Annotated in this window: 17 protein-coding genes and 1 tRNA gene; 11 read left to right on the top strand and 7 right to left on the bottom strand. The window is 51.6% G+C overall.

From position 1 onward, the window contains the following. Nucleotides 1-3: 3 nt before the first annotated feature. From K1X45_RS13455 to K1X45_RS13440, 4 genes are all read left to right on the top strand, one after another. Nucleotides 4-765, top strand: coding sequence for an outer membrane protein (locus K1X45_RS13455; RefSeq protein ID WP_220159138.1), 762 nt, complete (start codon nucleotides 4-6; stop codon nucleotides 763-765). Between the two features lie 414 nt (nucleotides 766-1179). Continuing rightward, nucleotides 1180-4653, top strand: coding sequence for a peptidoglycan-binding protein (locus tag K1X45_RS13450; protein ID WP_220159137.1), 3474 nt, complete (start codon nucleotides 1180-1182; stop codon nucleotides 4651-4653). Nucleotides 4654-5138: 485 nt separating this feature from the next. Continuing rightward, nucleotides 5139-6059, top strand: a complete 921-nt coding sequence (locus K1X45_RS13445) for a sulfite exporter TauE/SafE family protein (protein WP_022711093.1) — start codon at nucleotides 5139-5141, stop codon at nucleotides 6057-6059. 1 nt (nucleotide 6060) lies between these two features. Further along, nucleotides 6061-6915, top strand: a complete 855-nt coding sequence (locus tag K1X45_RS13440; protein ID WP_075654346.1) for a TIGR02186 family protein — start codon at nucleotides 6061-6063, stop codon at nucleotides 6913-6915. Nucleotides 6916-7123: 208 nt separating this feature from the next. On the opposite strand, the gene pdeM is transcribed toward K1X45_RS13440, so the two are convergent. The 3 genes from pdeM to K1X45_RS13425 form a co-directional block, all read right to left on the bottom strand. Beyond that, entirely contained in the window at nucleotides 7124-7834 is a 711-nt protein-coding gene (pdeM, locus tag K1X45_RS13435) for a ligase-associated DNA damage response endonuclease PdeM (protein ID WP_220159136.1), read from the bottom strand. Then, a complete protein-coding gene (locus K1X45_RS13430) occupies nucleotides 7831-10359 on the bottom strand; it encodes a ligase-associated DNA damage response DEXH box helicase (protein ID WP_220159135.1) in 2529 nt (842 codons plus the stop codon). Before K1X45_RS13430 ends, pdeM begins: the two co-directional genes overlap by 4 nt. A 105-nt stretch (nucleotides 10360-10464) precedes the next feature. Further along, complete coding sequence (locus K1X45_RS13425; RefSeq protein WP_220159134.1) at nucleotides 10465-11433, bottom strand: methyltransferase; 969 nt, start codon at nucleotides 11431-11433, stop codon at nucleotides 10465-10467. Between the two features lie 192 nt (nucleotides 11434-11625). Here K1X45_RS13425 and K1X45_RS13420 point away from each other — a divergent pair, with 192 nt between their 5' ends. Next, nucleotides 11626-12642 (top strand): ligase-associated DNA damage response exonuclease, encoded by a 1017-nt coding sequence (locus tag K1X45_RS13420; RefSeq protein ID WP_220160507.1) that lies wholly within the window; start codon nucleotides 11626-11628, stop codon nucleotides 12640-12642. Next, a complete protein-coding gene (locus tag K1X45_RS13415; RefSeq protein ID WP_220159133.1) occupies nucleotides 12639-14273 on the top strand; it encodes a cisplatin damage response ATP-dependent DNA ligase in 1635 nt (544 codons plus the stop codon). Before K1X45_RS13420 ends, K1X45_RS13415 begins: the two co-directional genes overlap by 4 nt. On the opposite strand, the gene K1X45_RS13410 is transcribed toward K1X45_RS13415, so the two are convergent. Beyond that, the gene (locus K1X45_RS13410) at nucleotides 14274-15290 is read right to left on the bottom strand and encodes a hypothetical protein (RefSeq protein ID WP_213596709.1); all 1017 of its coding nucleotides are present in this window, start codon (nucleotides 15288-15290) and stop codon (nucleotides 14274-14276) included. Between the two features lie 397 nt (nucleotides 15291-15687). Between K1X45_RS13410 and K1X45_RS13405 the strand changes: the two genes are divergently transcribed. The 4 genes from K1X45_RS13405 to K1X45_RS13390 all read left to right on the top strand — a co-directional run bounded on the left by K1X45_RS13405 (nucleotide 15688) and on the right by K1X45_RS13390 (nucleotide 17892). Then, the gene (locus K1X45_RS13405; protein WP_220159132.1) at nucleotides 15688-16653 is read left to right on the top strand and encodes a nitronate monooxygenase family protein; all 966 of its coding nucleotides are present in this window, start codon (nucleotides 15688-15690) and stop codon (nucleotides 16651-16653) included. 221 nt (nucleotides 16654-16874) lie between these two features. Next, nucleotides 16875-16950, top strand: a tRNA-Thr gene (locus K1X45_RS13400). A 150-nt stretch (nucleotides 16951-17100) separates the two neighbouring features. Next, the gene (locus tag K1X45_RS13395) at nucleotides 17101-17328 is read left to right on the top strand and encodes a hypothetical protein (RefSeq protein WP_220159131.1); all 228 of its coding nucleotides are present in this window, start codon (nucleotides 17101-17103) and stop codon (nucleotides 17326-17328) included. A gap of 18 nt (nucleotides 17329-17346) precedes the next feature. Next, nucleotides 17347-17892 (top strand): hypothetical protein, encoded by a 546-nt coding sequence (locus K1X45_RS13390; RefSeq protein WP_220159130.1) that lies wholly within the window; start codon nucleotides 17347-17349, stop codon nucleotides 17890-17892. Between the two features lie 14 nt (nucleotides 17893-17906). Here K1X45_RS13390 and K1X45_RS13385 read toward each other — a convergent pair whose 3' ends face one another. The 3 genes from K1X45_RS13385 to K1X45_RS13375 all read right to left on the bottom strand — a co-directional run bounded on the left by K1X45_RS13385 (nucleotide 17907) and on the right by K1X45_RS13375 (nucleotide 20762). Beyond that, nucleotides 17907-18302: a hypothetical protein gene (locus K1X45_RS13385; protein ID WP_220159129.1), complete on the bottom strand. Its 396-nt coding sequence runs from the start codon at nucleotides 18300-18302 to the stop codon at nucleotides 17907-17909. Between the two features lie 193 nt (nucleotides 18303-18495). Further along, complete coding sequence (locus K1X45_RS13380) at nucleotides 18496-20337, bottom strand: prohead protease/major capsid protein fusion protein (RefSeq protein WP_220159128.1); 1842 nt, start codon at nucleotides 20335-20337, stop codon at nucleotides 18496-18498. Continuing rightward, complete coding sequence (locus K1X45_RS13375) at nucleotides 20334-20762, bottom strand: hypothetical protein (protein WP_220159127.1); 429 nt, start codon at nucleotides 20760-20762, stop codon at nucleotides 20334-20336. The genes K1X45_RS13380 and K1X45_RS13375 overlap by 4 nt, the downstream gene beginning before the upstream one ends. A gap of 98 nt (nucleotides 20763-20860) precedes the next feature. On the opposite strand from K1X45_RS13375, the gene K1X45_RS13370 reads away from it, so the two are divergent. After that, entirely contained in the window at nucleotides 20861-23689 is a 2829-nt protein-coding gene (locus tag K1X45_RS13370) for a phage tail tape measure protein (RefSeq protein ID WP_220159126.1), read from the top strand. The last annotated feature ends 303 nt before the right edge of the window (nucleotides 23690-23992 follow it).

Here is a 23992-nt window from a genome sequence, read left to right as displayed (position 1 = left end):
GATATGAAAAAAATCGTAGCCCTTCTCGCCATGACTGTACTGTCCGGTCAGGCTTTCGCCGCAGACGCTATTGTTTCTGCTCCAGAACCAGCACCGGTTGAATATTCCGCATTCAGCTGGACCGGTGGTTATATCGGTGCGCATGCCGGTTACGGCTGGGGTCGCTCACACGACGTCAACAATCCAGATGCCAAAGAACAGAAAATCAAAGGTGGCTTTGGTGGCCTGCAGGCTGGTTACAACTGGCAGTTCGACAACAATGTCGTTCTCGGTGCAGAAGCTGACGTCTCTTTCGGAAGCGTAAAGAAAAGCTGGATGGGCCGCGACGATAATCAGTACAGCCCGTATTATGGCACAGACAAGCTTGGCACCAATGGTACAGTACGTGCCCGTCTGGGTTACGCAGCCGACCGCTTCCTGCCATTCGTCACCGGCGGTCTTGCCTGGGGTAATACAAAGTACAATCTCGGCTGTGACAGCACTCTGGTCTCAGTAACTGTTGGCAAATGTTGGGCCGGAAAAGGCGGACAAGCATTTGATTCAAACAACTCCAAAACAGTTGTTGGATGGACTGTTGGCGCAGGTCTTGAATATGCGGTTACAGACAACTGGACAATTAAAACCGAGTATCTGCACAAGAACTTCGGTAAAAACAATGTTAACTTGACTGATCCAAACCTCAAAGCGGCTGATCTTTACAAGAATGATCGTAACTTCAAAACCTACGTTAACGAAGTACGCATCGGTGTAAACTACAAGTTCTAATCTGCTGATCGTTAACGATCACAAGCGGAACTTAAAGCCCTGCCTTTACGAGGCGGGGCTTTTTTATTAAATGAAAATTGCATTGCATAAATCAGCACATCCTTAAAAACATAATCGTTTCAAAGCCTGCCTACCGCCCTTGCGGATCTCCTAAACACCAGCGTTCCTATAGATTAATCAGGACGCACTCATTCTCAGACAAAGATAAAGTTAAGAATTATCACCAAAATTAACCGCTTATTTACCACGTTTCGACAAAACTGTGTCTGAGGCAAAGTTTGTGTTTCGTGTGGTGCCTGGCAACCACCTCAACAAAGACCTTGCTTTGATCCGCCAGCAAGATCTGCAGGCGAAAACAAACGGACAATCTGACCAGCTCCTTTAAGGCGCACAGTTTGAAAAGTGTAAACGGCGATGACAAATCAGCGGTCTCCTCTCGATAATCTGAATATGCGCCGTGAGCGCCGTCCGCTTGCATCGCTTGAGGAATTGAACCGCACTTTGTCCGCCCTTGAAAATCATCTTGTCGAGCGGCGGGAGGCGGAAGACTTTTCCCGTCACACACAGGCTATTGATGAAACGGCATCACCTGATGCTCTTGAATTTCTGCGTAATGATCCGGCAGTTGCACCGCGCGCACCATCTGCACCGGCTTCTGCGGACAATCCGCACAAAGAGGCTCTGGCTGCCATTGCCGACGAATTACAGCGTTTGCGCGCCCGTACAGAACTGAGACAGGCAGCAGCAATCAGCGAAAAACTGCATCTGTCTGATACAGGTGTGCAGCACAATCCGGCACGCCTTTCCGCTGCCGACCGCTTTATCGCAGGCACCAGCAATCTGTCCGCCAATAACAGCCCGAATACCGATGCAATTATGCGTCGTGACTTTGAGGAGCTGAAGCGGACTGTTGAGACTCTGGCACGGGAAGAATCCCTGCGCCGTATGAGTCATCGCTGGGATGCGCTGGATGAGCGCTTTGACAATTTTGAACAGCAGCAGACTGAAAAATTCCATGCCAGCCAGTCGGCACATATTGATCCGGCTCTGGATGCGATCACGACACGCCTCGATGATCTGCGCCATGCCATTGAACAGCTGCCGGACAATCAGAGCCACTCCCTGCGTCAGCTGGACGAACGTCTGGATGAAATCAGCCGCGCAATTCTTGCGACCAGCTATCATCGCCAGCAGCCGGAGCAGGAAAATGCTGTTTTTGAAGAACTCGATCGCCGTTTTGCCGATCTGACCAGTCATCTGGACGAGCAATATCGCAACAGCGCCCATAAAACCGCGCTGAATGATGACCGCTTTATTCAGGCACTGGAAAACCGCCTCGATCTGATTACCCGTCAGGTCTCGGAACAAACCGCTGTATTGCAGGCTGCACCAGCAGCACCGGCTGCCGATCAACAGCTGATGCGCAATCTCGAAAAGCAGCTTGGTTTTATCACAGAACAGCTCAGCAAGCCGGAAAGCCTGCTGCCTGAACTGGCAGAGATCAAGCCGCGTCTCGATGTGATTGAACGCGCCATCGACATTAACCGCGACACAGTTCTGAGCGCTGCCCGTGAAGCCGCAGAGGAAGCCATTCGTCAGGTTGTGGACAAAGGCCCTTCCCGCGACACAGATTTTGCCCGCCAGCTTGCCGATGACCTCAAGGCGCTGGAACAGCTGACCCGTGACACGGATGAGCGTAACAGCCGCACCTTTAACAAGGTTCATGATACATTATTGAAAATCGCCGAGCGTCTTGGACAGATTGAAAAAGACAATCTGCAGAAGCCGCCTTTTGCGCAGCCTTCGCGTCCTGCCGGTCAGTCGCACGACCAGAATAATGCAACACGCTTCACCAGCCAGTTCTCTATTCCTGAATGGGGCAATGATCCGGAACCAACAGCAGGCAATTCTTCTCGCAATGCAGCATTTTCCGCCGTACCTTCACCGGCTGCGGCGGCTATTGAAGCTGCACGTGCCGCTGTCAAATCCGCTGCCAATCCTGCACCGGAGAAAATAGCTGCAGATACAGAGGGCGAAACAACCGGTACAGCACGCAAATCATTGCTGAGCGGTCTGGCTCAGGCTGTGCGCCGTTCCAAGCCAAACAGCCCGACTTCGGCAACAACCGATGCTTTTGAGATTGAAGACGCGGATCTGCTGACACTGGATACGCCACCTGCGGCAAACCGTATTCCGGTCAAATCTGAAGAAGAAAGCACCGACCAGACCCTTGCGGCAATGCCGGATCTCAACGCCATTATCCGTCGCGTGCGCGATGAACAGCGTGGCCGCGGGCCGGATCATACTCCTGCCTCCGGTAAATCCGATCTTATCAGCGCGGCACGCCGTGCGGCGCAAGCTGCAGCGGATGAAACCGGACGTCTGCGCGATCAAAATCTGAGCGACGGTACTCTGGGCGGCGATATCACATCCGATGAAGACCGTGCGACTGCTCCAGACAAGCCAAAGCGCTCCCTGCGCAAGCCGCTTCTGCTGGCTATCGGCGCCATCATCATTGCTGTAACCGGCTTGCAGCTTGGCAACAGCTATCTGACTGAAAAGCAGGACAGCGTTGTTCCGCAGTCACCGGATTTGGCCAGTGTGCAGCCTGCACCGGTTAATACCGCTCCGGCTGTGATTGAAGACAAGAAACCTGCTTTGCCGACAATCACCACGCTTGATAATCCGGCGCAGCCGGAAGAACAGACTGCATCCACACTTCAGATTACCAGCCTGAACCATGGGCCGGTTTATGACGGCACAGAAGTGCAGCCGCTTGGTTCACGCGAATTTCCGACAGAGCCGCTCTCCGCCAGACCAATGACCGGCAGCACACAGGCCGTTATCAAGCCTGTTGTTATTAATCCACCGGTAGCAGCCGCACCGGACATGCAGCCAATGCCGGAACTGCCTGCAAACAACACGCCGGTTCACACGGCTCAGGCTGAGACAACAACACCCGATCAGACGACAACGCAAAGCCTGCCGCAAAAGAGCGAAGCTGCTGCAACGGCGAAGCTGACAGCAGTACCTGTAGTGCCGAAAGAGGCCGGCCCGATTGCCCTGCGCAATGCCGCCGAAAGCGGGGATGCCCGTGCTCTTTATGAAATCGGCATGCGCTATACAGACGGCCGCGGTGTTGCCAGCGATTTTGCCGAAGCTGCCAAATGGTATGCTCTGTCTGCTGAACGCGGCTTTGCACCTGCCCAGTACCGCCTTGCCAATTTCAACGAAAAAGGCCTTGGTATGCCGCGCGATGCGATCAAGGCAACACAACTCTATGAACAATCCGCTGCACAGGGCAATGCCAGCGCCATGCACAATCTTGCCGTGCTCTATGCTATGGGGCCGGACGGCAAGGCAGACCATGACAATGCTGCCAAATGGTTCTTCCGCGCAGCAGAACTCGGCGTAAAAGACAGCCAGTATAATCTGGGTATTCTGACCGCTAAGGGTTTGGGTCGCTCGCAAAATCTGGAAGAAAGCTATAAATGGTTCGCATTGGCTGCCAATGCCGGTGATACGGATGCGGCTGACAAGCGCGATCAGATTGCAAAATCCCTCAAGCCTGAACAGCTGGAGCGGGCAATCAACCTGACCAAGCTCTGGAAGCCGAAGGACATGATTGAGGATGCCAACGCAGTCAGCATTCCGGATGCCTGGGCTGATGACAAAGCTGTCACCACAGCTTCCGTCGATATGAAGAAAGCCGTCCGTAATATTCAGCTGATCCTGCAGAAAAACGGTTATGATGCAGGCACGGCAGACGGTGTTATGGGTAACAAGACCAGAGAAGCGATTTCCGCTTTTCAGAAAGCCAATGGCATGAAGCCGACCGGCGAAGTGGATCAGAAACTGGTTGAAGCACTGCTCGCCAAAAACAGCTGATTTGCACCGGCAACAATCAGTAATAACAAGAAATCATACCCCTTTGCCGTGCTGGCAGAGGGGTATTTTTATGGCGGTTACGCATAAAATTGCGGCCTAACTGCAACACCTGCCGCACACAATCTCCGGTGACTATTCAGGCTGACGGTTTCGCATCATCTTATGCACAGTGATGGTTTGACTTGGCGCTGCCAAAGGCGCAGAAAATTAACAGTTTTTTGCGACGATGAGTGTGTTGCATTCAAAAAGCACGCAAAAAACGACATCAGCATATGTATTTTCAGGTTTAACGCCGCAAATGGCGGTTAAACTCAGAATTCTGTCAGGTCACGAAGAATAACCGCCCGCCGCCATCGAAAAGCTGCAAAGTCTGACGATAGGCCGGGTATTATTTTCGGGAGAACTCTGCGGGGAGCTTAGCTGTACACCGGATAAAGGGATACAGATTTCAATCTCCGGCAGTGTCATAATAATGGTAGTGGGTCGTGGGTATTTATCTGCCAATAGCAGAAATTTCAGTCAACATGCTGGTTCTTCTCGGCATGGGGGCGGCTGTCGGCTTTTTGTCAGGTCTGTTCGGCGTTGGCGGCGGATTCCTGATTACTCCTCTGCTGATCTTCTACAATATTCCGCCCGCTATTGCTGTTGCCACCGGTGCCAATCAGGTTATCGCCTCCTCCGTTTCCGGCGCGCTTACGCATTTCAAACGCCGGACACTGGATTTCAAGCTTGGCATATTGCTGGTGATCGGCGGTCTTGTCGGTTCTCTGGTCGGTATTTACATATTTTCGCTGTTGCGTGATCTCGGTCAGCTCGATCTGATTATCTCCCTGCTTTATGTGGTCTTTCTCGGCTCTGTCGGTGGTCTGATGGCCGTTGAAAGCTGGCGCACCCTTCGCCGCAACAAAGACGGCAAAGCACCGGATGTCCGCCGCTCGGGGCAACATAACTGGATTCACCGTATGCCGTTCAAGGCGCGTTTCCGCGCCTCGATGATCTATGTCAGTATTATTCCGGTACTGGCCATCGGTTTCTGCATCGGCCTGCTCTCATCCGTAATGGGTGTCGGCGGCGGTTTTATCATGGTTCCGGCGCTGATTTATCTGCTGCGCGTTCCGACCAATGTGGTTGTTGGCACGTCGCTGTTTCAGATCACTTTTGTGACTGCATTTACAACGGTGATGCAGGCAACCAATAACCATACGGTTGATATTGTGCTGGCCTTTTTGCTGATGGTCGGCGGTGTGATCGGCGCACAATATGGCGCAAGAGCCGGACGTAAATTGCGCGGCGAGCAATTGCGTATGCTGCTGGCATTGCTGGTTCTTGCCGTTGCTCTGCGACTGGCTTTCGGCCTGTTCATTCAGCCGGACAATCTTTTCTCCATCGGCTTTGCGGATGAGTAAGATGAAACAGATCATCCGCAAAAGTTTATTGGCAACCGTTTTGCTCACCGCACTGATACCGCTCCAGAGCGGCAATGCCGCGACACGGATAAAAGAGCGCGGACAGGAAATGGCTGCGGTCACCAATCTGCAAGATCCGCAGCAATTGCCGGAAACAATTGAGATCGGCCTTTCGACAGAAACAATTGCCATTGCATCCAATTTCAGCGGCACCAATCTGACAATTTTCGGTGCGCTGGATAATGCAGATCCGCTGATCCGCAGGCAAGGACGCTACGATATTATCGTGGTGCTGGAAGGCCCGCAGCGTAATCTCGTTGTTCGTGAAAAGTCACGCTATCTCGGCGTCTGGGTCAATGCGGATTCAGAAACATTCACATCTGTGCCGCTTTCCTATTCTCTGGCATCCACGCGACCGCTGCAGGATATTACCGATGAGAAAACCTATCGCCAGCTTTCGCTCGGCGTGAATTATTTCGCGCTGAACCCTGAATATGGCACGCTGACAGATCCGAATGCCATGCGCTTCGGGCAGGAGTTGCGCGACCTGAAATCCCGTCAGGGACTTTACAGCCAGAAAGTCGGCTCGGTCGAATTTGTTTCGCAGACCTTGTTCCGCGCAACACTGGCACTTTCAACCAATGTGCCGGTCGGGCGGCACAAAGCCCGTGCGCTGTTGTTCCGCCATGGCGTGTTTATCGGGGAAGCTAATACCCATCTCAATATTGTCAAAGCCGGTCTGGAACAGCAGATTTTTGAGGCGGCGCATCAATATAGTCTTGCCTATGGTCTGTTTGCCGTCTTTCTCGCCGGTCTCACAGGCTGGCTCGGACAATTGCTGTTCCGTAAAGACTAGAGCATAATTCCTTAAACTTGGATCAGTTGAAGGTAAAATTATGCTCTAATTTTAAAGTGTTAGAGCGACCTTTGTGTGCCAAGTCTGGCACACGGCGCTCTAGAGCATTTCACAGTCAAGTTGGATCGACTTGACTGTAGTGATAATGCGACCAAATAAAGAATTTAGAGCGAGTGCTATGATCCAATCCGGATGCAAACCGCTCTAATTAGTCAGGTCGTAAAAAACGCGGATGTACAGTGAATATCCGCGTTTCACTGCGCAAATGCACGTCGAAACCACTCACATCGAACAGTCCGCGGAATGCCTTATCCAGTACGTTAAGACTACCTGTATAGGCACCAAATGCCGGCATGATCAGGCGGCGCCCATTATTGATAAAACAAGAGCGCCGTACACTGCGCCCCTGCCGTATAATCTTTGCTGCGGGGTGCAAATGACCGGCCACCTCACCGGGACTATTACCCGCAAGCGGCTCATGCCTGAAGATCAGACCGCCAAGCCTGAATTGCGCCATGCTCTCCCCTTCAAGCCCCGCCGGATGCACCGGATCATGATTACCCTCAATCCATAGCCATTGGCGGCTTTTCATCATCTGGCGAAGCAAACCGGATGCCTCATCTGCCAGCCGCGATGCGCCATGACAATCGTGAAAACTGTCTCCGAGACTGATGACACAAGATGGCTGATAATCATCAATGATTGTCTTGAGCAGCGCTAATGTGGCCAGCGTATCATAGGGCGGCAGCATCATGCCGCGCTTAGCAAAGAATGACCCTTTTTCCAGATGCAGATCAGACACCACCAGCGTCCGGTATGACGGCAGATATAATGCCCCGCGCGGATCGAGATGGCACAGCGTATCATTAATAAGAATATCCGCGCCGCCCTGATGCGCCTGCTTAATCACACTTGTCAATTTTCCAGTGCCTCACGGGTCATGTCTTCCAGCAAATCATCATCTGTTCCGGCAACCCGTTCTTTGCCGATTTCCAGCATCACAGGCAATGCCAAAGGCGAAATATGCGGCAGGTTACGATGAACAATGTGATTGCGTACACGCTGTAACATTGTTCCGAGACGGGCAATGTCCAGCAGCCCCGCCGCTGCCTCTGCCCGTGTAGCCTGCAGTAAAATGTGATCCGGCTCATGGCTGCGCAACACATCATAGATCAGATCCGTGGAAATCGTCAGCTGTCTGCCAGTCTTTTCCTTGCCCGGATGGCGCCGTTCAATCATGCCGGAAATCAACGCACAATTGCGGAAAGTGCGTTTCAGCAGATAACTTTCATCCAGCCATGCCTCCAGATCATCACCGAGCATATCCTGATCGAACAACGCATCCAGCGATAATTCACCACCTTCCATCATCGCGTTCAGATCACGCGCCGCCCACAGCCCCAGCGAATAATCCGTTGCCACAAATCCCAGCGGCCGCGCACCCGCCCGATCCAGCCGTCGCGTCAGCAACATCCCCAATGTCTGATGCGCCAGCCTGCCTTCAAACGGATAGCACACCATATAAAACCGGTTCTGGCGCGGAAAAGTCTCGACCAGCAGTTCATTCTGGGCCGGTAACAGAGAGCGGTCACGCTGCAATTGCAGCCAGTCACGCACCTGATCCGGCAATTGCTGCCAGCTCTTATCATCCGCCAGCATCGCACGGACTTCCGAGGCCAGATAGGTTGAGAGCGGAAATTTCCCGCCCGCATAGACCGGCACTTTCGCATCCTCGCCGGAGGCCTGCGACACCAGACATTCATTGTCGCGGATACCTTCAAAACGCACAGTCTGACCTGCAAAAAAGAACGTATCGCCTTGTGTCAGCGTTTCGAGAAAATACTCTTCGATACGCCCTAATATCCGCCCTCCGCGCATGGAGCTGGCGGCGCTTCCTGCAAGTTTGCGCCCCTTACGGATCATGCGGATATTCAGTTCCGGTGCTTCAACAATCGTACCGATATTCAGACGATATTGTTGTGCGACTTTGCCATTGCTGACACGCCAGCGTCCGTCCGGCATCGGGCGGATTTTTGCAAACCGCTCATAGACACGCAGCGCATAACCACCGGTTGCCACAAAATCCAGCACACGGTCAAACTGATGACGGGATAAATGCTGATAGGGTGCTGCCGAGCATATTTCTGCGTAAAGCACATCCGCATGAAACGGTTCGGCACAGGCCATGCCGAGTATATGCTGCGCCAGCACATCCAGAGCACCGTCGGCCAGAGGCGGCGTATCCTGCACCCCTTCCACATTGGCCACCAGCGCCGCATTGCATTCCAGCACTTCAAAACGGTTTGCAGGCACCAGAACCGCACGGCTTGGCTCATCCATACGATGATTGGAGCGCCCGATACGCTGCGCTAGTCTGCTGGCACCTTTCGGCGCGCCAATATGGATAACCAGATCGACATCACCCCAGTCGATCCCCAGATCAAGGGTCGAGGTCGCCACAACTGCACGCAGAGCATTGCGGGACATCGCCTCCTCCACACGACGGCGTTGTGTGGCATCCAGCGAACCGTGATGCAGGCCGATCGGTAAGGTAAGCTCATTGATACGCCAGAGCTCTTGAAAAATCCGCTCTGCCTGTGATCTGGTATTCACGAAAATCAATGTCGTGCGAAATTGCCGGATCAGTTCATAAACATCGCCGAGTGCATAGCCGGCACTGTGACCGGCCCATGGTATCCGCTCACCGGATTGTAATATGCGGATCTCCGGCTTTGCGCCGCCCTGCACAGTAACCAGTCCGGCCAGTGCAGGAGTATCGCCCTGCGCAACCAGCCAGCGGCGCAGATCATCCGGCTCTGCCACTGTTGCCGACAGGCCGATTGTCTGTATCTGCGGTGCAAGATTGCGCAGCCGTGCCAGCCCCAGTGCCAGCAACTGCCCGCGTTTTGAAGTAACCAGCGCATGCAGCTCATCAAAAATTACAAAACGCAAATCCGCAAAGAAATCTGCCGCATCTTTGCCCGCCAGTAACAGAGCCAGTTGCTCCGGTGTGGTGAGCAATATATCCGGCGGTGCCAGTTTCTGCCGCTGCCTTTTATGGGCAGGCGTATCCCCTGTGCGGGTTTCAATAGTTACCGGCAGTGCCATTTCTGTAACCGGCTTCGCCAGATTGCGTTCAATATCAACAGCCAGCGCTTTGAGCGGCGAAATATAAAGTGTGTGAATACCGGAACGACGCGGCTGATTACGCGCACCACTCTGCGCGCGCAATGTCAGATCAGTCAGTGCAGGCAAAAAACCGGCCAGCGTTTTACCGGCTCCTGTGGGTGCAATCAGCAATATGGACTGTCCCGCCAGACTGCGCTCCAGTAATTCATGCTGGTGCTGGCGCAGCTGCCAGCCTTTATCCGCAAACCACTGTACAAAGACAGCGGGCAGAACATCTTGACCGGAAGATTTATCGGCAGCGGATATCGGTTTCACAGGGTGAATGTAGGGTGCATCCCGACAGGTGTGAAGTCCCGTTTGTGTTTAAAACGTCACGGATTGATCTCTGTTCAGACAACAGAAAGCCGAAACCGTACCGGCTCAGCATTTTTGGGCAAGAAAGACATAGCCATCGAGATATTCTCCACGATCAAGACGCAGAGCAATGCGCTGATAATCCAGCAATTCAAAACGACTGACTTGTAATAAATTTTCGATATAGCGGGCAGAATGGGTAAAACGTAAAGACGGTTGCAAAATCATATCATCACATGAACCGTCTGAACTCTGCGCTTCAGACCGGTCATGTGTTTCCACCGAGAAGGCAAACACCCCTCCTCTCCGCAAACACTCCGCTGCCAGAGCGAAAGCGCGCTCCAGCTGGCCGATATAGATAAACACATCGGCAGCAAGGATCATATCCGGTTGCGGCAGGGCCTCATCGACCAGATCCGCCTTGCGGCACTGGTTTACATCTGCCTTAATCAGCCTTGTATAGATCTGCTTCTCATCCGCCTTTTTCAGCATGGCTTCCGAGAGATCCGCACCGCTCAGCAAACCGCTGCGCTGATGGATTTCTTCCCCCATCAGACCGGTGCCGCAGCCCAGATCCAGCACATGCTGATAGCTGCGCTCCGGAAAATGTCTGGTAATCAGTTCCGCCAGTTTTTGCGGCCCGCAATATTGCAGCTTATCGACCAGAGATTCTTCAAAATCCGGTGCATAGGCATCAAACAGTGCCTCAATATAGGCAGGCGGTGCCGCATCAGGTGTTTCACCAAGACCGCATTGTGCCAGTTTCAGCGCTGCACCAAAACGATCATCAGGATCAAGCTTCAGCAGCTGTCGCCAGAGAGCCACAGCTTCATCTGTTTCGCCCGCATTTTCATGCATTTCGCTGAGCATAAACAGACCCGCAGGCCATTGCCGGAACTGGGATGTCAGATAATCAAGCGATTGGCGCATCAGGTCGGCTGCTGCGGAATGGTCTCCCGCCTCAGACATCATGACCGCATAATGAGCACGGCGATCCGCTATCAGATCACCGGAAGAGAAAAATGCCCGCGCCATTCTTACCGCATTTGTTGCAGAGCACGCGATATGCAGTGATGCGGGGCATTTGACAAGATATTTTTTGACAGCCGAACGGATTTCACACAGCCAATGCGCGTTCAATTTTAGTGCTCACGGCAAACAGGCGGCCGCATCGATCCGCTCCGGCTATGGGCTTGTTTAATGCTGCGTCAGGCCTATGTTATTTCCATGCGTCCCGAAGAGCTGCTGCACCCTGCCCCTGAGGGGCTCTATTGTCCGGCCGGTGATTTCTATATCGATCCGGTGCGACCGGTTGACCGCGCGCTGGTTACCCATGGCCATGCCGATCATGCCCGTGCAGGCAACAACCATGTGCTGGCTACAAGCCAGACGCTGGATATTATGCGCATCCGGTTTGGCGAGCATTATGCGCGCACCAGTCAGATCGCTGATTACGGAAAACCACTCAATATCAACGGCGTTACAGTCACCTTTTATCCGGCGGGTCATGTATTGGGCTCCGCACAAATTGCAGTGGAATATCAAGGAACCAGAATTGTCGCCTCCGGCGATTATAAACGTGTTGCGGACAAAACCTGCGCACCGTTTGAACCCGTGGCCTGCGATGTCTTCATTACCGAAGCCACTTTCGGCCTGCCGGTTTTCCGGCATCCGCGACCAGCCGATGAAATTACCAAACTCTTGCAATCCTTACAGCTTTTGCCCGAGCGCAGTCATATTGTCGGTGCCTATGCGCTTGGCAAGGCGCAGCGGGTTATCAGCCTGCTGCGTCAAGCGGGCTATGATGCCCCCATCTATCTGCATGGAGCTTTGGAGAAGCTTTGCCAATATTACCAATCTCAGGGTGTTGCCCTCGGAGAACTCCGTCCTGCCACTTCAGAAACAACACATCAAAAAGCAGATTTCGCGGGCAGCCTGATTATTGCCCCGCCCGCTGCAATGGCTGACCGCTGGTCAAGACGGTTTCCTGATCCTGTCAGCTGTTATGCTTCCGGCTGGATGCGCATCCGCCAGAGAGCCAAACAATCCGGCATTGAATTGCCACTGATCCTTTCCGACCATTGCGACTGGGATGAGCTGACCGATACAATCACGGAACTCTCCCCTTCGCAGGCCTGGGTGACACACGGGCGCGAGGAAGCTCTGGTACGCTGGTGCACTCTCAACTCCATTACAGCGAAACCATTGCATCTCGTCGGTTATGAAGATGAGGCTGACATATGAAAGCCTTTGCCGCATTGCTCGACAGGCTGGTGCTCACGCCGCGCCGCAATGAAAAGCTGCTATTGCTGACCGAGTATTTCCGCGCGCAACCTGATCCTGACCGCGGCTATGCACTGGCCGCGCTGGCAGGTACACTTGAGCTGAACAGTGTAAAACCCGCACTGTTGCGTGCACTGACCATGACACGCGTCGACAGCGAATTATTTGCCTATTCCTATGATTATGTCGGCGATCTCGCGGAGACGATTTCTCTGATCTGGCCTGCAGCCGATAATGTGCAGCCGGTCAATGACTTGTCCCTCGGCACTGTTATCACAACACTCCAGCAAACATCGCGCAATGCAGCGCCGCAACTGGTTGAGACTTTGCTGGATGCGCTTGATGTCTCTGAGCGATATGCTCTTTTGAAGCTCGTCACCGGCGGCTTAAGGATCGGTGTTTCCGCAAGGCTGGCAAAGCAGGCACTTGCGGATTTTGGTCAGGTTGAACTGAGCGAAATTGAGGAATTGTGGCACGGGCTGACCCCGCCCTATCTCAGCCTGTTCAGCTGGCTCGACGGCAGCAGCAGCAAGCCGGAAAATAATAATCCGGCACCGTTTCGCCCCGTCATGCTGGCAACACCGCTGGATGAGGTTGAAACAGAGAAACTCACGCCGGAGGATTTTGCGGCAGAATGGAAGTGGGATGGTATCCGCGTACAGGCCGTCAGTGAAAACGGGGTCAAAAAGCTCTATTCCCGCAGCGGTGATGATATTACCCACGCCTTTCCGGATATTGTCTCAGCCATCCATTTTGAAGGCGCTCTCGACGGAGAGTTGCTGATCCGTCATGCAGACGGTAAAACAGAGCCAGCCTCTTTCAATGCCTTGCAGCAAAGGCTGAACCGTAAAACTGTCACTGCCCGTCAATTACAGGATTATCCTGCCTTCATCCGTGTCTATGATCTGCTGCATCGCGGCAACCGCCTCACCGGATCAGATTTGCGCAATCTGCCTTTTGCGCAAAGAAGGCAGCATCTTGAAGACTTTATCCAAGAGCTTGATCCGTCTTATTTTGATCTTTCACCGCTGCTCACCTTTCGGACATTTGCCGAGTTGCGGCACCTGCGCAATCACCCGCCTCATGCCGTGATTGAAGGGCTGATGCTCAAACGTACGGACAGCGTTTACAGTGCAGGGCGACCAAAAGGTCCGTGGTTCAAATGGAAACGCGATCCTTATATTATCGACGCGGTTCTCATTTACGCCCAGCGCGGTCACGGCAAGCGTTCAAGCTATTATTCCGATTTTACCTTTGCAGTCTGGTCTGATGCCAGTGAACAGGCACAGTTACTCCCCGTCGGCAAAGCCTATTCCGGCTTTTCCGATGAGGAAATGAAACAGCTCGACCGTTTTGTACGGGAGAATACAATTCAGCGTTTCGGGCCTGTACGGGCTGTCAGGGCAGACCGGCAGCACGGGCTTGTTGTAGAGGTTGCCTTTGAAGGGCTTAACCGCTCCACACGCCATAAATCAGGACTGGCTATGCGCTTTCCGCGCATCTCCAGACTGCGCTGGGACAAACCACCGGCAGAGGCCGACATTATACAAAATCTGATGCAGCTGCTGCCGGATGATGCTCCGGCAAATTAATTATTCTACGGTTTTAACCCGGATTGTATAAATATCGACGCTTTTGCCGGTGCCGTTAATATCACTGGTCAGAACAAGACGGCCGGAACTGTTTGCCGACGATACTTCAGGAACCGGAAGATCAAACAGCAGACTGCTTTGCTGGTCTGTCACATCATAGCGCTTGCGTCCGCAATCGCCCAGAGAGCCCAGATCGCAGCTGACAGACATTTGCACGGTTCCGCCGTCGTCGCTGCGCACCATGACTTCAAATGTCGCCTGCTTGCCTTCAAGCTGATCCAGCACACCCTGACCAATGTCAAAACTGGCCGTATCTGTTGCAGTCGGCGATTTAATACGGACATAACGGGCATTGCCGGAACCGCCGATTTCAGCGGTCGCTTTTCCCTGAACAGAAATACGATCCGGCTGTGCAGGAGTGAAAATTGTCACCCAGTCTTTGCTGTCAGCCTCATTACCCTGCATCGCAGGACCGGCATTGCCGGATTGCGAAAGCGGTGCGTTTCCTACCGGACCGATGGTAACAAAACTATTATAGAGCGACCAGCCGATCAAACCGGCAGTCACCAAAAATGCCAATGGCAGTGCCAGAGAGAAAATACGGGATTTTTTGCGTTTTTTAGGTTTTACAGGCTGACTAAGCCCCTGTTCATAACCCAGATCAGGCTCGGTTTCCGCTTTACTTTTACGCTTACGGGAGCCCTTACCCTCAGAACGTACATCACTATGATCAAGATCAGGAACACCCAGTCCGCCATCATATTGCGGCGCAGGAGCAAGCATTTCCTCATCAGAAACACGGTTCGCATTCGCGCGCATTTCCTGTTCGATATGAGAAATTGCGGCCTTCAGCCTCTCGCGTCGCTCAGCACGTTGCGGGTCTGAAAGCTGGGCATTCGCTGCCATAGCGCGTTCATGCGCGCTCCAGACGGATTCATAAATCCGCTGGCGCATAGCCGGATCAGACGAATCCGCTTTGGTCAAAGCGTTGCGTATTGCACTTTCGATGCCCTGCAAAATTGTCCCTTCCTACTACCGGCTTGATGCGCTGTTACTCTTATTGATGCACGAATAAGCAGACCAACGCATTAACTTATTTTTAAGTCTTATGAAATCCTAACTATCACGGGGATATAAAAAGATTATATACGATCTTAACATATTGTTCCACAAAGACTATTTGTGCAAAAAACCTCTATTTCCGAAATATGCCGCACCGGCGCATCTTTAGTAAAATTGCCGGCATGGCATAAACATGTTCATTCTGCATATTTCACAGTAAATATTACATATAAGTCAACCGCCAAGCTTCACTGAACCAAAATGATGCGGTTTTTTATATTTTGCCTTTGACATCCTGCAATCCTTACCAGCAATATACCGTTTACGTTTACGTCAATTACGGGACTGGCACATGGCTCTACCGGATATTCTCAAAAACAATCTGCGCTTACCGGCAATCGGTGCGCCGCTTTTCATCATCGCCAATCCTGCACTGGTTATGGCGCAGTGCAAAAGCGGCATTGTCGGTGCATTTCCCGCGCTGAATGCACGCACCGCCACACAGCTGGATGAGTGGCTGGCAGAGATTACCGAAGGGCTTCAGCAATATAATCAGGAAAATCCTGACCAACCCGCAGCCCCTTTTGCCGTCAACCAGATTGTGCACCGCTCCAATCTGCGTTTGCAGCAGGATCTGGAATTATGTGTCAAATATAAGGTTCCGGTTGTTATTTCCTCCCTCGGCGCAGTGCCTGAGGTTAATGCTGCAATTCACTCCTATGGCGGAATTGTTCTGCATGATGTTATCAATAACCGCCATGCCAATTCAGCCATCCGTAAAGGCGCGGACGGCCTGATTGCTGTCGCCGCCGGTGCCGGTGGCCATGCGGGAACACTGTCCCCTTTCGCGCTGATTGCTGAAATCCGCGAATGGTTTGATGGCCCTGTCGCCTTGTCCGGCGCTATTTCCAGCGGACGCGCCATTCTTGCAGCACAGGCGATGGGCGCAGATCTTTCTTATATCGGCTCGCCTTTTATTGCGACCAAGGAGGCCAATGCTGTTGATGCCTATAAGGACATGATCGTGCAATCCAGCGCGAAAGATATTGTCTATTCCAACTATTTTACCGGCATTCACGGAAACTATTTGCGTCCGTCCATTGAAGCCGCAGGAATGGATCCCGATCATTTGCCGGAGGCTGACCCGAGCAAAATGGACTTCCATAAAGCCACCACCGGCGCCAAAGCCTGGAAAGATATCTGGGGTTGCGGTCAGGGGATCAGCGCAGTCAAAGAAGTGCTGCCCGCCGGAGAGTTGGTGGAACGCTGGATTGAGCAATATAAAGAGGCGAAATCCGCGCTTTGCCAGGCTCAATAAGATCGTCAATTCGCTTCAGAAAACAGTACTATAGCTGAGATTTACTCCCTGACAAAATAAACAATCCTGTTCATTTTATCAGGGAGTTTTAAACTTCGAGAATGGCATAACGGAAACCGCTTCTTTTTGCTTTTGCGCCTTGCAATCAGAATGAGATTTCGCTATCACGCGCCCGAACAGACTGCATAAAACTATTGCATTCTGTGCGGGAGCATCTCCCTGCCGCTTTAGCTCAGTTGGTAGAGCACATCATTCGTAATGATGGGGTCACGTGTTCGAGTCACGTAAGCGGCACCAATAATATCAATTATTTAATTCACTATTACACCTCAGAAATCTTCTTAGTGTCACCATAGTGTCACTAGAATTTTCAGGATGCAAAGAACAATGTCATGACAGATTCGCAATTTGCGTATCTGTCATGACACAACACACATAGGAAACAGGATGAAAAAAGAACCGCGTAATATCAAACCATCGGAATGGAAAATAATCGATAAATATTTCAAAACATTTCTTGCTGCATATAACTCAGGTGAAATTGATGAGGAAATATTCAGAGGATATGTCACGCATTATATTGGTGTCGCCCAACACGAAGGCATTGATAGTGTTATAACTGGAATGAATAACACTCTTGCTAATATTGAAGAAAACGGATTTAAACTGCCCTAAAACTCAACTGGGGATGAAATGACTACTCTACCTTCATGGATAGTAATTCTCCAAGCCTTGCTCACCCCAACAATAGCAGCCGTGGCTGGTTTGGTGGCATTTCTTCAATGGCGAACTGCACATCAAAAGGTAATGCTTGATCTATTTGATAGACGCATACAGGTTTATGAAGAGGTTAACGCTGCAGTCATTTACGCTATAACTGAACATGGCAAATTCGTATCATTTAATGCGACTAGGCGTCTTTCGAAGTCATGGGGCGATTCCCGCTTTCTTTTTGGTAAAGAAGTCTCGGATGCGATCCTTGTAGTTATAGATGATGTCGCTAAATATGGTCATAATTTACGACACCTTGAGCGAAATAACATCAACCCTGATCAAAAATACAAAACGGCAGAAATAATTGAAGAATTGGAGAAAAAGCTTGAGGAGTTCAGAGAGCCATTCACGGCTCTATGTTTACCTTATATCCATATGAACCAAAAGAGAGTACGTACACCCGGCGAATGGTTTCATGACAAAAACAGTGAGCGCCTTAGCTATGCTGACGAGAAGCAGCGCTAATTTTGCATTGGTAGTTATCGTAATTCTATAAGCTGAAATACAGTCCGACTTAATCCATCTGGCTGGATGCTTATTATCTCAAATTTTCTTAGATCGTCTGTTTCAATGCGATCTCTCTGTCTTGCTTTCGCCGCCTCCGGATAGCGATGACAGTCAACAGAAAGCTCTATTTTCTCACCAACGACGGGTGTTTGAAAGTCGTGACCGGTGCGGTTACGCTTTCCTATTTCAATTACGTCATAAGCTGGCAATCGTTTGAGAACACCCTTGCCAATCCATGAATTGCGGTATGCATCTCCCTCCGATCTGCCATTAGGGGTAGATGTTTGAGGGTAAAGCACAAAACGCATTCCATGCAAGCGGTCGATAACACGGCTGGTTGCACGATCCATGCGATCAAAAATAGACATTGATGACTCCTGATGAACAAATATCCCACGACTTCATTAAGAAAGCCGTGGGAGCTAGAGGAAGTAACTCCTCTAATGTCTGCACCTTTTCTCAGTGGATATGAGAGCAGACGTGGAGCCGATTGTTTCATGAACACCAAGATCGGCTACTCGGTAGCGGAGCTAATGCAGCCATCAGCCCTAGCGCGCCCGGTTATTTCCCGGGATTGCGATATGCACCTCTGAAGTCGACTACACCTGCGCCAAAATCAAGCACTACGCGGTAATCCACTCCCAAGGTTTCAAAACCTTCACGATATGCGATCTGTGGCCCCGGCGCACTTGAAAGATGCGCATATTCGATAACGGGTGCATTTGTTGGCGCAGCGAACACGAACCAACTACGATCTTCAATGCGCGGCTCTACCAAAAGCTCGAGGCGATTACTGAAAGGATTCACGTCGCTTGCAGTTGTGGCTGACAGCGTTGCTAGTATCTTTTCTGCGTCCGTTTCCAACTCGGGGCCGACAACCAAGAATGATGGCGTTACGCCGGCCGGTAGCTTGCCGCCGAATGCTTTTTGCTTGCGCATCGCCTTTCTTGCGTCTGAAAGGCTATCCACGCTTAGTGGAGACCCTGTAAGTGCGAGGTTGTTGTGGCTCGCATGAAACAAGCTCAGACCATCCTCACCGATAGTTGGATTGCTCAAAAGCAAATTGACGATGATCTGATTTTCTGTTTCTGCGGCGGCTCGCCCTGCAGCTCGCGACCAGTCAGCGAGGCCGGACAAGTCATCATTGATCAGAGCGTTACGGGTCAATGAAAAGATACGTGCAAATGTAGACAGGCCATAGCTTTCTGCTGCCTCACCACGTGTTGTTGCCTTGATCTCACCGGCTTCATTCAACCGTGCCAGTGTGTCGATATCGCCGATCTTGATTTTCTGCGCCTTGCGGAAGTCCGACATGGTGGTCGAGCGGCAAAGGCGCTGTTTGATAGGAGACTGTGCCGCTTCATACTGAGCCATGAGAACACGTTCGCCTGCTGACTGGAGCAGAAGTGGGAAATCACTGGTCGTATGCGGTGCATAAGAGCGCTGACCACCGCTACCGCCAAATACATCATTCCGAGACAGGCCGCGAGTGTTTACACCATTAGCCTCCAGTGAAGCACGTGCGTGCTGCTCAAGTGTCCAGCTCATGAACTGACGCGCATGATCAGAAGGTTTTCCACCATTCATGCGGCATGCCAAAGCTTCAATGCGAGCTTCGCGTGCACCCTCATCATAGCCCATGCCGTGCGTCTCCGTAGGTGTGCGGGTTGGTGCTTGGCTCTGACGGTTGACCTCTCGTTCAAAGTATAGCTCACGTAGTGCTTCAATATCGGTACCACCATCAAGGGCGCGTTCAATCTCGTCTGAAGTCACTACACCACGTGCAAGAGTTGCAAATTCTCGAATATCTTTTTGGCGTTTACGCTCGCGAATAAGGTTGGTCTCGCGGTAACGGTGCTGTTCGTTTTCCATTGGCTCTGGCATTATTGGTTTCCCTTCGCTGCGGGTATGGGCATTTGCGTCTGCTGGAACTGGAACAAGGCTCACTTCCATCGGCATCCAGCGTGTTGCGGTTAGTGTCGGGAGGGCATCGCCTGCACCATCGGTTTTGGTGGTTTTCAAGACCCGATAGCCAACAGAAACCGGTACTGTATGACCATCCAAAATATCGGTAAAAATGGCTTCTGCCTTAGTGTTACGGCTAAATTTGACACGGCATAACGCTTTGCCAGCTTCAATACGGAAGCTGCCGGGAACAACACTGCCAAGGCGGGATTCAAGACTGTACTGGTCATGCGTATCCAGTAGGCTCATGGTATCCATACGGCTCGTATCAATTGCATTTTTATTGATACTGAGCACTTCCAGATAAAAGCCGTCTTCCCATGAATAGCGTTTTACCGGAGCTTCACTAGCAAAAGCGATTTCGACTGTACGTTCTTCTGCATTGGCAGTGCCGTTAATAGGGGCCGCACGAGTTCGCATCTCAGGTTTACGGGTCATGCTGCCACCTGATCAAACTTTTGCAGCTTCAGCTGATTTAGGCGTACTTGAGCGTCGGCCACTATTTCGTGCAGAGACAACACCACAGGGAGATTCAGCGCATCTATAAGCCCGGCCAGATGTCTAGGGGTTAAAGCCGAAACCCAAAAACTTTTGTTTTCTCGCTCCGTAAAAATTAGCCAGCACTGATTATCCGGCTTTCCATGCACATAGAGGATTTCAGCTGAAAACTCACCGAGAAGCCTGCATGCTGCTGCATGAGAAATCCCGAGGCTCACTATTTTACCAACAGCTAAGCACTGGATTGCATCTCGATCGGTTAAATGATGGTTTTCACGGCCAAACACCTTCAAAACCCTAGAAACTGTCAACTTCGATACACCTAAAGCATTTGCGAGGTCGACTTGACTCAATGGTTTCATCATAATCTCCACTTATGAAAAGCATCAAAATCAATTATAAATTGTTATCAATGATTGATAACTCATCGTTTTGAGTCAGTGCAAATTTAGCCGAGGAAATTATGGTTACGCGCACAGCAGCACTTCGCCTTCAACTGATCGACTCTGCTTCGGGTCCCGCAAAAACCACTACAACTGCATTGAAGGGCTTGGAGAAATCTTTTTCCAGTCTTGGCAAATCCGGAACACCTGAGGTCAGGAAGCTTGGTAAAGAACTCGATTACCTAAGCAGGAAATCTCGTGCAGTTGGTGAGTTTCGTGAACTACGTCGCGGACTGAAAGAGACAAGCCGCGAAATGCAAGCGGCTCAAGCGAATGTCCAGCGCCTCGAACGTGCCATGCAGTCAGCAGGCAAGCCTACGAGGAAAATGGAGGCGGATCTTAGGACAGCTCGTTCTACACTGAAAAGTATATCTGCGGCATTCCGTGAACAAGGCGCGGCTGTTCGTACAGCAGAAAATGCCCTGCGTTCTTTTGGCCTTGCAGGACGGACGGGCATTGCTCGCTCTCAACAAGAAATCCGAAGTCAGTTGGCGCAGACCATTAAGAAAATGCGCGAACTGGATCGCGAGGCACGTAAATCACGACCACCACGCGGTGGAGGCGCTCGCTCAGTTGCAGCAGAAGCTGCCGTGGCTGCTGGTGGTGCTACTGCTGTGCACACTGGCCGTCGGGCAGCGGCCCAAGGATTTCATGATGCGGTAGACTATAATAAAAATAAAGCATTTCGCGACGCTTTGGGTGGCTCTGCATTCAATCCCAGCGACATCAATAATATGAACAAGCAGGCCGCGCAGATCGGTAAAGACACACGTTTCACAAATAGTGACGTCGTTTCGGCGCAATTGAGCGTCCTGCAGGGCGGTGCCCGTGATGCAGAATTAATCATGAATATGCTCGGGCCGATTACCGATTATGCGCTCGCAATGGGGGTAACCCTTGAGGAGGCTGCTGCAACCATTCGCTCCGCATCCCAAATCCGAAATATCCCTATGCGGGATATCGAAGGGATTAAGACCTTTGTTGATCAGCTCGTATGGATGGCAAAAAATGGCGGTATGAATGATGCCGATATTTTCCAGTACATTCGTTATGGTGGCGGCGCAATGCGCTCGGTCGGTCTATCTGATCCTGTGGCCAACGCAATGGGCGTCATCCTTCGCCGGTCTGGTTACGCCGGCGATGAAGCTGGTGTTTTCACACGTACCGCGGCCGCAAAACTTGGTGCCCCCACAAATCCTGGGCGCCTGGCTCTGCAAGCCATGGGGCTTAACTTCGATGATTATGTAACCCAACCCGATGCATTCAAAGTGCGCGGCATCAATAAAATGATGCAAGAAAACTTTGGCCTCCGGATTGACAAGGCATTGCAGGATAAGATTACCCAATATCTTGATGAAGCAACGGTCATGAATGAGGATCTTGGCGAGGAAGTACCGGTAGGGAGTGATCGTGGTCAGTTTACCGCTGGCGTAATGGATTTAATGGCTCCGCTTCTAAACGGCATGACTCCTAAAGACCGGGCTGCAGTTGCGAAGAAGCTTGGCGATTTTCATAAATTCAGTGCTGAGAGTGTGGATTCCGAACAGCTCCTGCTAGATATTTTGAAATCGGATCCATCACTTGCCCAGCTTAACGCCTTCTTTACATCGCGACAGGGTGCACGAGCTAACATCTTGTCTCAGCGGTTTCCTGAGTTTTTGCAAGCCATTGAACTCATGAAGAATACACCGAAAGGAATTACCAACCAGATTGGCACGAAGGCCAATGAGGGGCTTTATGGTGATTATACCCGTGCAACCGGTGCCGTTGAAAACGCACTCATCCAAATTGTGGAGGATTGGGAAACACCTATCCGCAGTGTACTGGTCGCGGTTGATGATATTGCCACGGAGTTTACAAATCTTAGCGACACAACCAGACGCTTAATTGAAGTGGTTGGCGTTGCTGTTATTGCGCTCGCCGGTTTTGCTGCTTGGCGCTCAGGCATGGGACTCTTGGGGCGTATCATTGGCGGCGGTGCGGCAAGTAACGCATCATCAGTCGCTGCTGGTTCGGCCGCTGGAGGTATCCTTGGTAATCTGACCAAGGGATCATTCTGGAAAAAAGGCGCTGGCGTTCTTGGAATTCTTGGTGCCGCATACTCTGCCGATCAAATGAAGAAAGAGGCTATGGGCTCTTCCTCATTGTATGCTCCAAGTCTATTTGACGTGGGAAGTTTGGCCAGTGGTGCAATGCAGCACTGGTTCAAACAAGCGCAAGAACAAAGCTCACCGTCTGCCGGTGCCGGGCTTTCAAGCAAAATCCAATCTGAAATGCAGAACTGGCCAATTGCTGCTCAGCAAGGGATTCAGGGATACTTGCAAGCATTGACCAATGGCGGGGCTGAAGCAGAAGTCAAAGCACAGCAGATTGCCGATGAAACTAAGCGTATTCTGAGCTTTGAAGCAAACCCGACAGTGGCAACCGCCAGCCTTGAACGCGCACTCGATCTGGCGAGGCAGTTGGCTGCTGTTCTACGAACGGAAAAAACGGGTGGCGGAAGCACAAACGTTTCCGGATCGACCCAAGTGGGTGGAACGCGTGCCGCTGGTGGCCCTGTACAGAAAGGCAAAACTTATGCGGTCGGTGGTAGCGGCGTTGAGCTGTTTACAGCTGGCGCTAACGGTTACGTCACGCCTTCACAGGCTGGTGGAGTTGGAAGTCGCTCAGCAGGAATAATGCTTCAAATAGAAAACCATTTCACCCTCGGTGGTTCTTCTGGTGACATCATCAAACAGGCAGAGGCTGCGGCCGAGGCTGTCGTGCGCACCATACTGGCGCGTCTTGATCATGATCTGAGCCTCTCATCCGACACTACCTTTGCCAACCTAACTTATGGAGACCGATGATGCTTATGGGATGAGGCGTTTTCTGGAAAAATCTGATTCAAAATTTCGGAATCGGAAGTGCAAAAATAAACCAGTAAAATTCGCTCAAATACTGCGCTGCGTCGGCACCGCGGGTCATACCCCTCCCTGTAGAAGAACCTAATGGCGGGGAGGGGTAAGCGGTTGTAATCATTAAAATATTGATGAATGTCTTGCGTTCCAAACTGAGACTATGCTCAAGACGCTGTAGTTGTAGGACAAGACACCCAATCGTCCTCTCCGGCAAGCCGCATTTCGTGCGCGCTTAGATCAACAATCGTGGTG

It is taken from the genome of Pseudochrobactrum sp. Wa41.01b-1 (assembly GCF_019464455.1).
Classification (GTDB): Bacteria; Pseudomonadota; Alphaproteobacteria; order Rhizobiales; family Rhizobiaceae; genus Pseudochrobactrum; species Pseudochrobactrum saccharolyticum.
Note: the sequence above shows the minus strand (reverse complement) of the source record. Positions and strands in the feature narration are given on the sequence as shown.

Coding starts and splice junctions, on each gene's coding strand:
- K1X45_RS13450 (WP_220159137.1), top strand. CDS start 1,180: ATGACAAATCAGCGGTCTCCTCTCGATAATCTGAATATGCGCCGTGAG.
- K1X45_RS13380 (WP_220159128.1), bottom strand. CDS start 20,337: ATGACCCGTAAACCTGAGATGCGAACTCGTGCGGCCCCTATTAACGGC.
- K1X45_RS13370 (WP_220159126.1), top strand. CDS start 20,861: ATGGTTACGCGCACAGCAGCACTTCGCCTTCAACTGATCGACTCTGCT.
- K1X45_RS13375 (WP_220159127.1), bottom strand. CDS start 20,762: ATGATGAAACCATTGAGTCAAGTCGACCTCGCAAATGCTTTAGGTGTA.
- K1X45_RS13415 (WP_220159133.1), top strand. CDS start 12,639: ATGAAAGCCTTTGCCGCATTGCTCGACAGGCTGGTGCTCACGCCGCGC.
- K1X45_RS13395 (WP_220159131.1), top strand. CDS start 17,101: ATGAAAAAAGAACCGCGTAATATCAAACCATCGGAATGGAAAATAATC.
- K1X45_RS13440 (WP_075654346.1), top strand. CDS start 6,061: ATGAAACAGATCATCCGCAAAAGTTTATTGGCAACCGTTTTGCTCACC.
- K1X45_RS13425 (WP_220159134.1), bottom strand. CDS start 11,433: ATGGCGCGGGCATTTTTCTCTTCCGGTGATCTGATAGCGGATCGCCGT.
- K1X45_RS13390 (WP_220159130.1), top strand. CDS start 17,347: ATGACTACTCTACCTTCATGGATAGTAATTCTCCAAGCCTTGCTCACC.
- K1X45_RS13405 (WP_220159132.1), top strand. CDS start 15,688: ATGGCTCTACCGGATATTCTCAAAAACAATCTGCGCTTACCGGCAATC.
- K1X45_RS13455 (WP_220159138.1), top strand. CDS start 4: ATGAAAAAAATCGTAGCCCTTCTCGCCATGACTGTACTGTCCGGTCAG.
- K1X45_RS13385 (WP_220159129.1), bottom strand. CDS start 18,302: ATGTCTATTTTTGATCGCATGGATCGTGCAACCAGCCGTGTTATCGAC.
- K1X45_RS13420 (WP_220160507.1), top strand. CDS start 11,626: ATGCGTCCCGAAGAGCTGCTGCACCCTGCCCCTGAGGGGCTCTATTGT.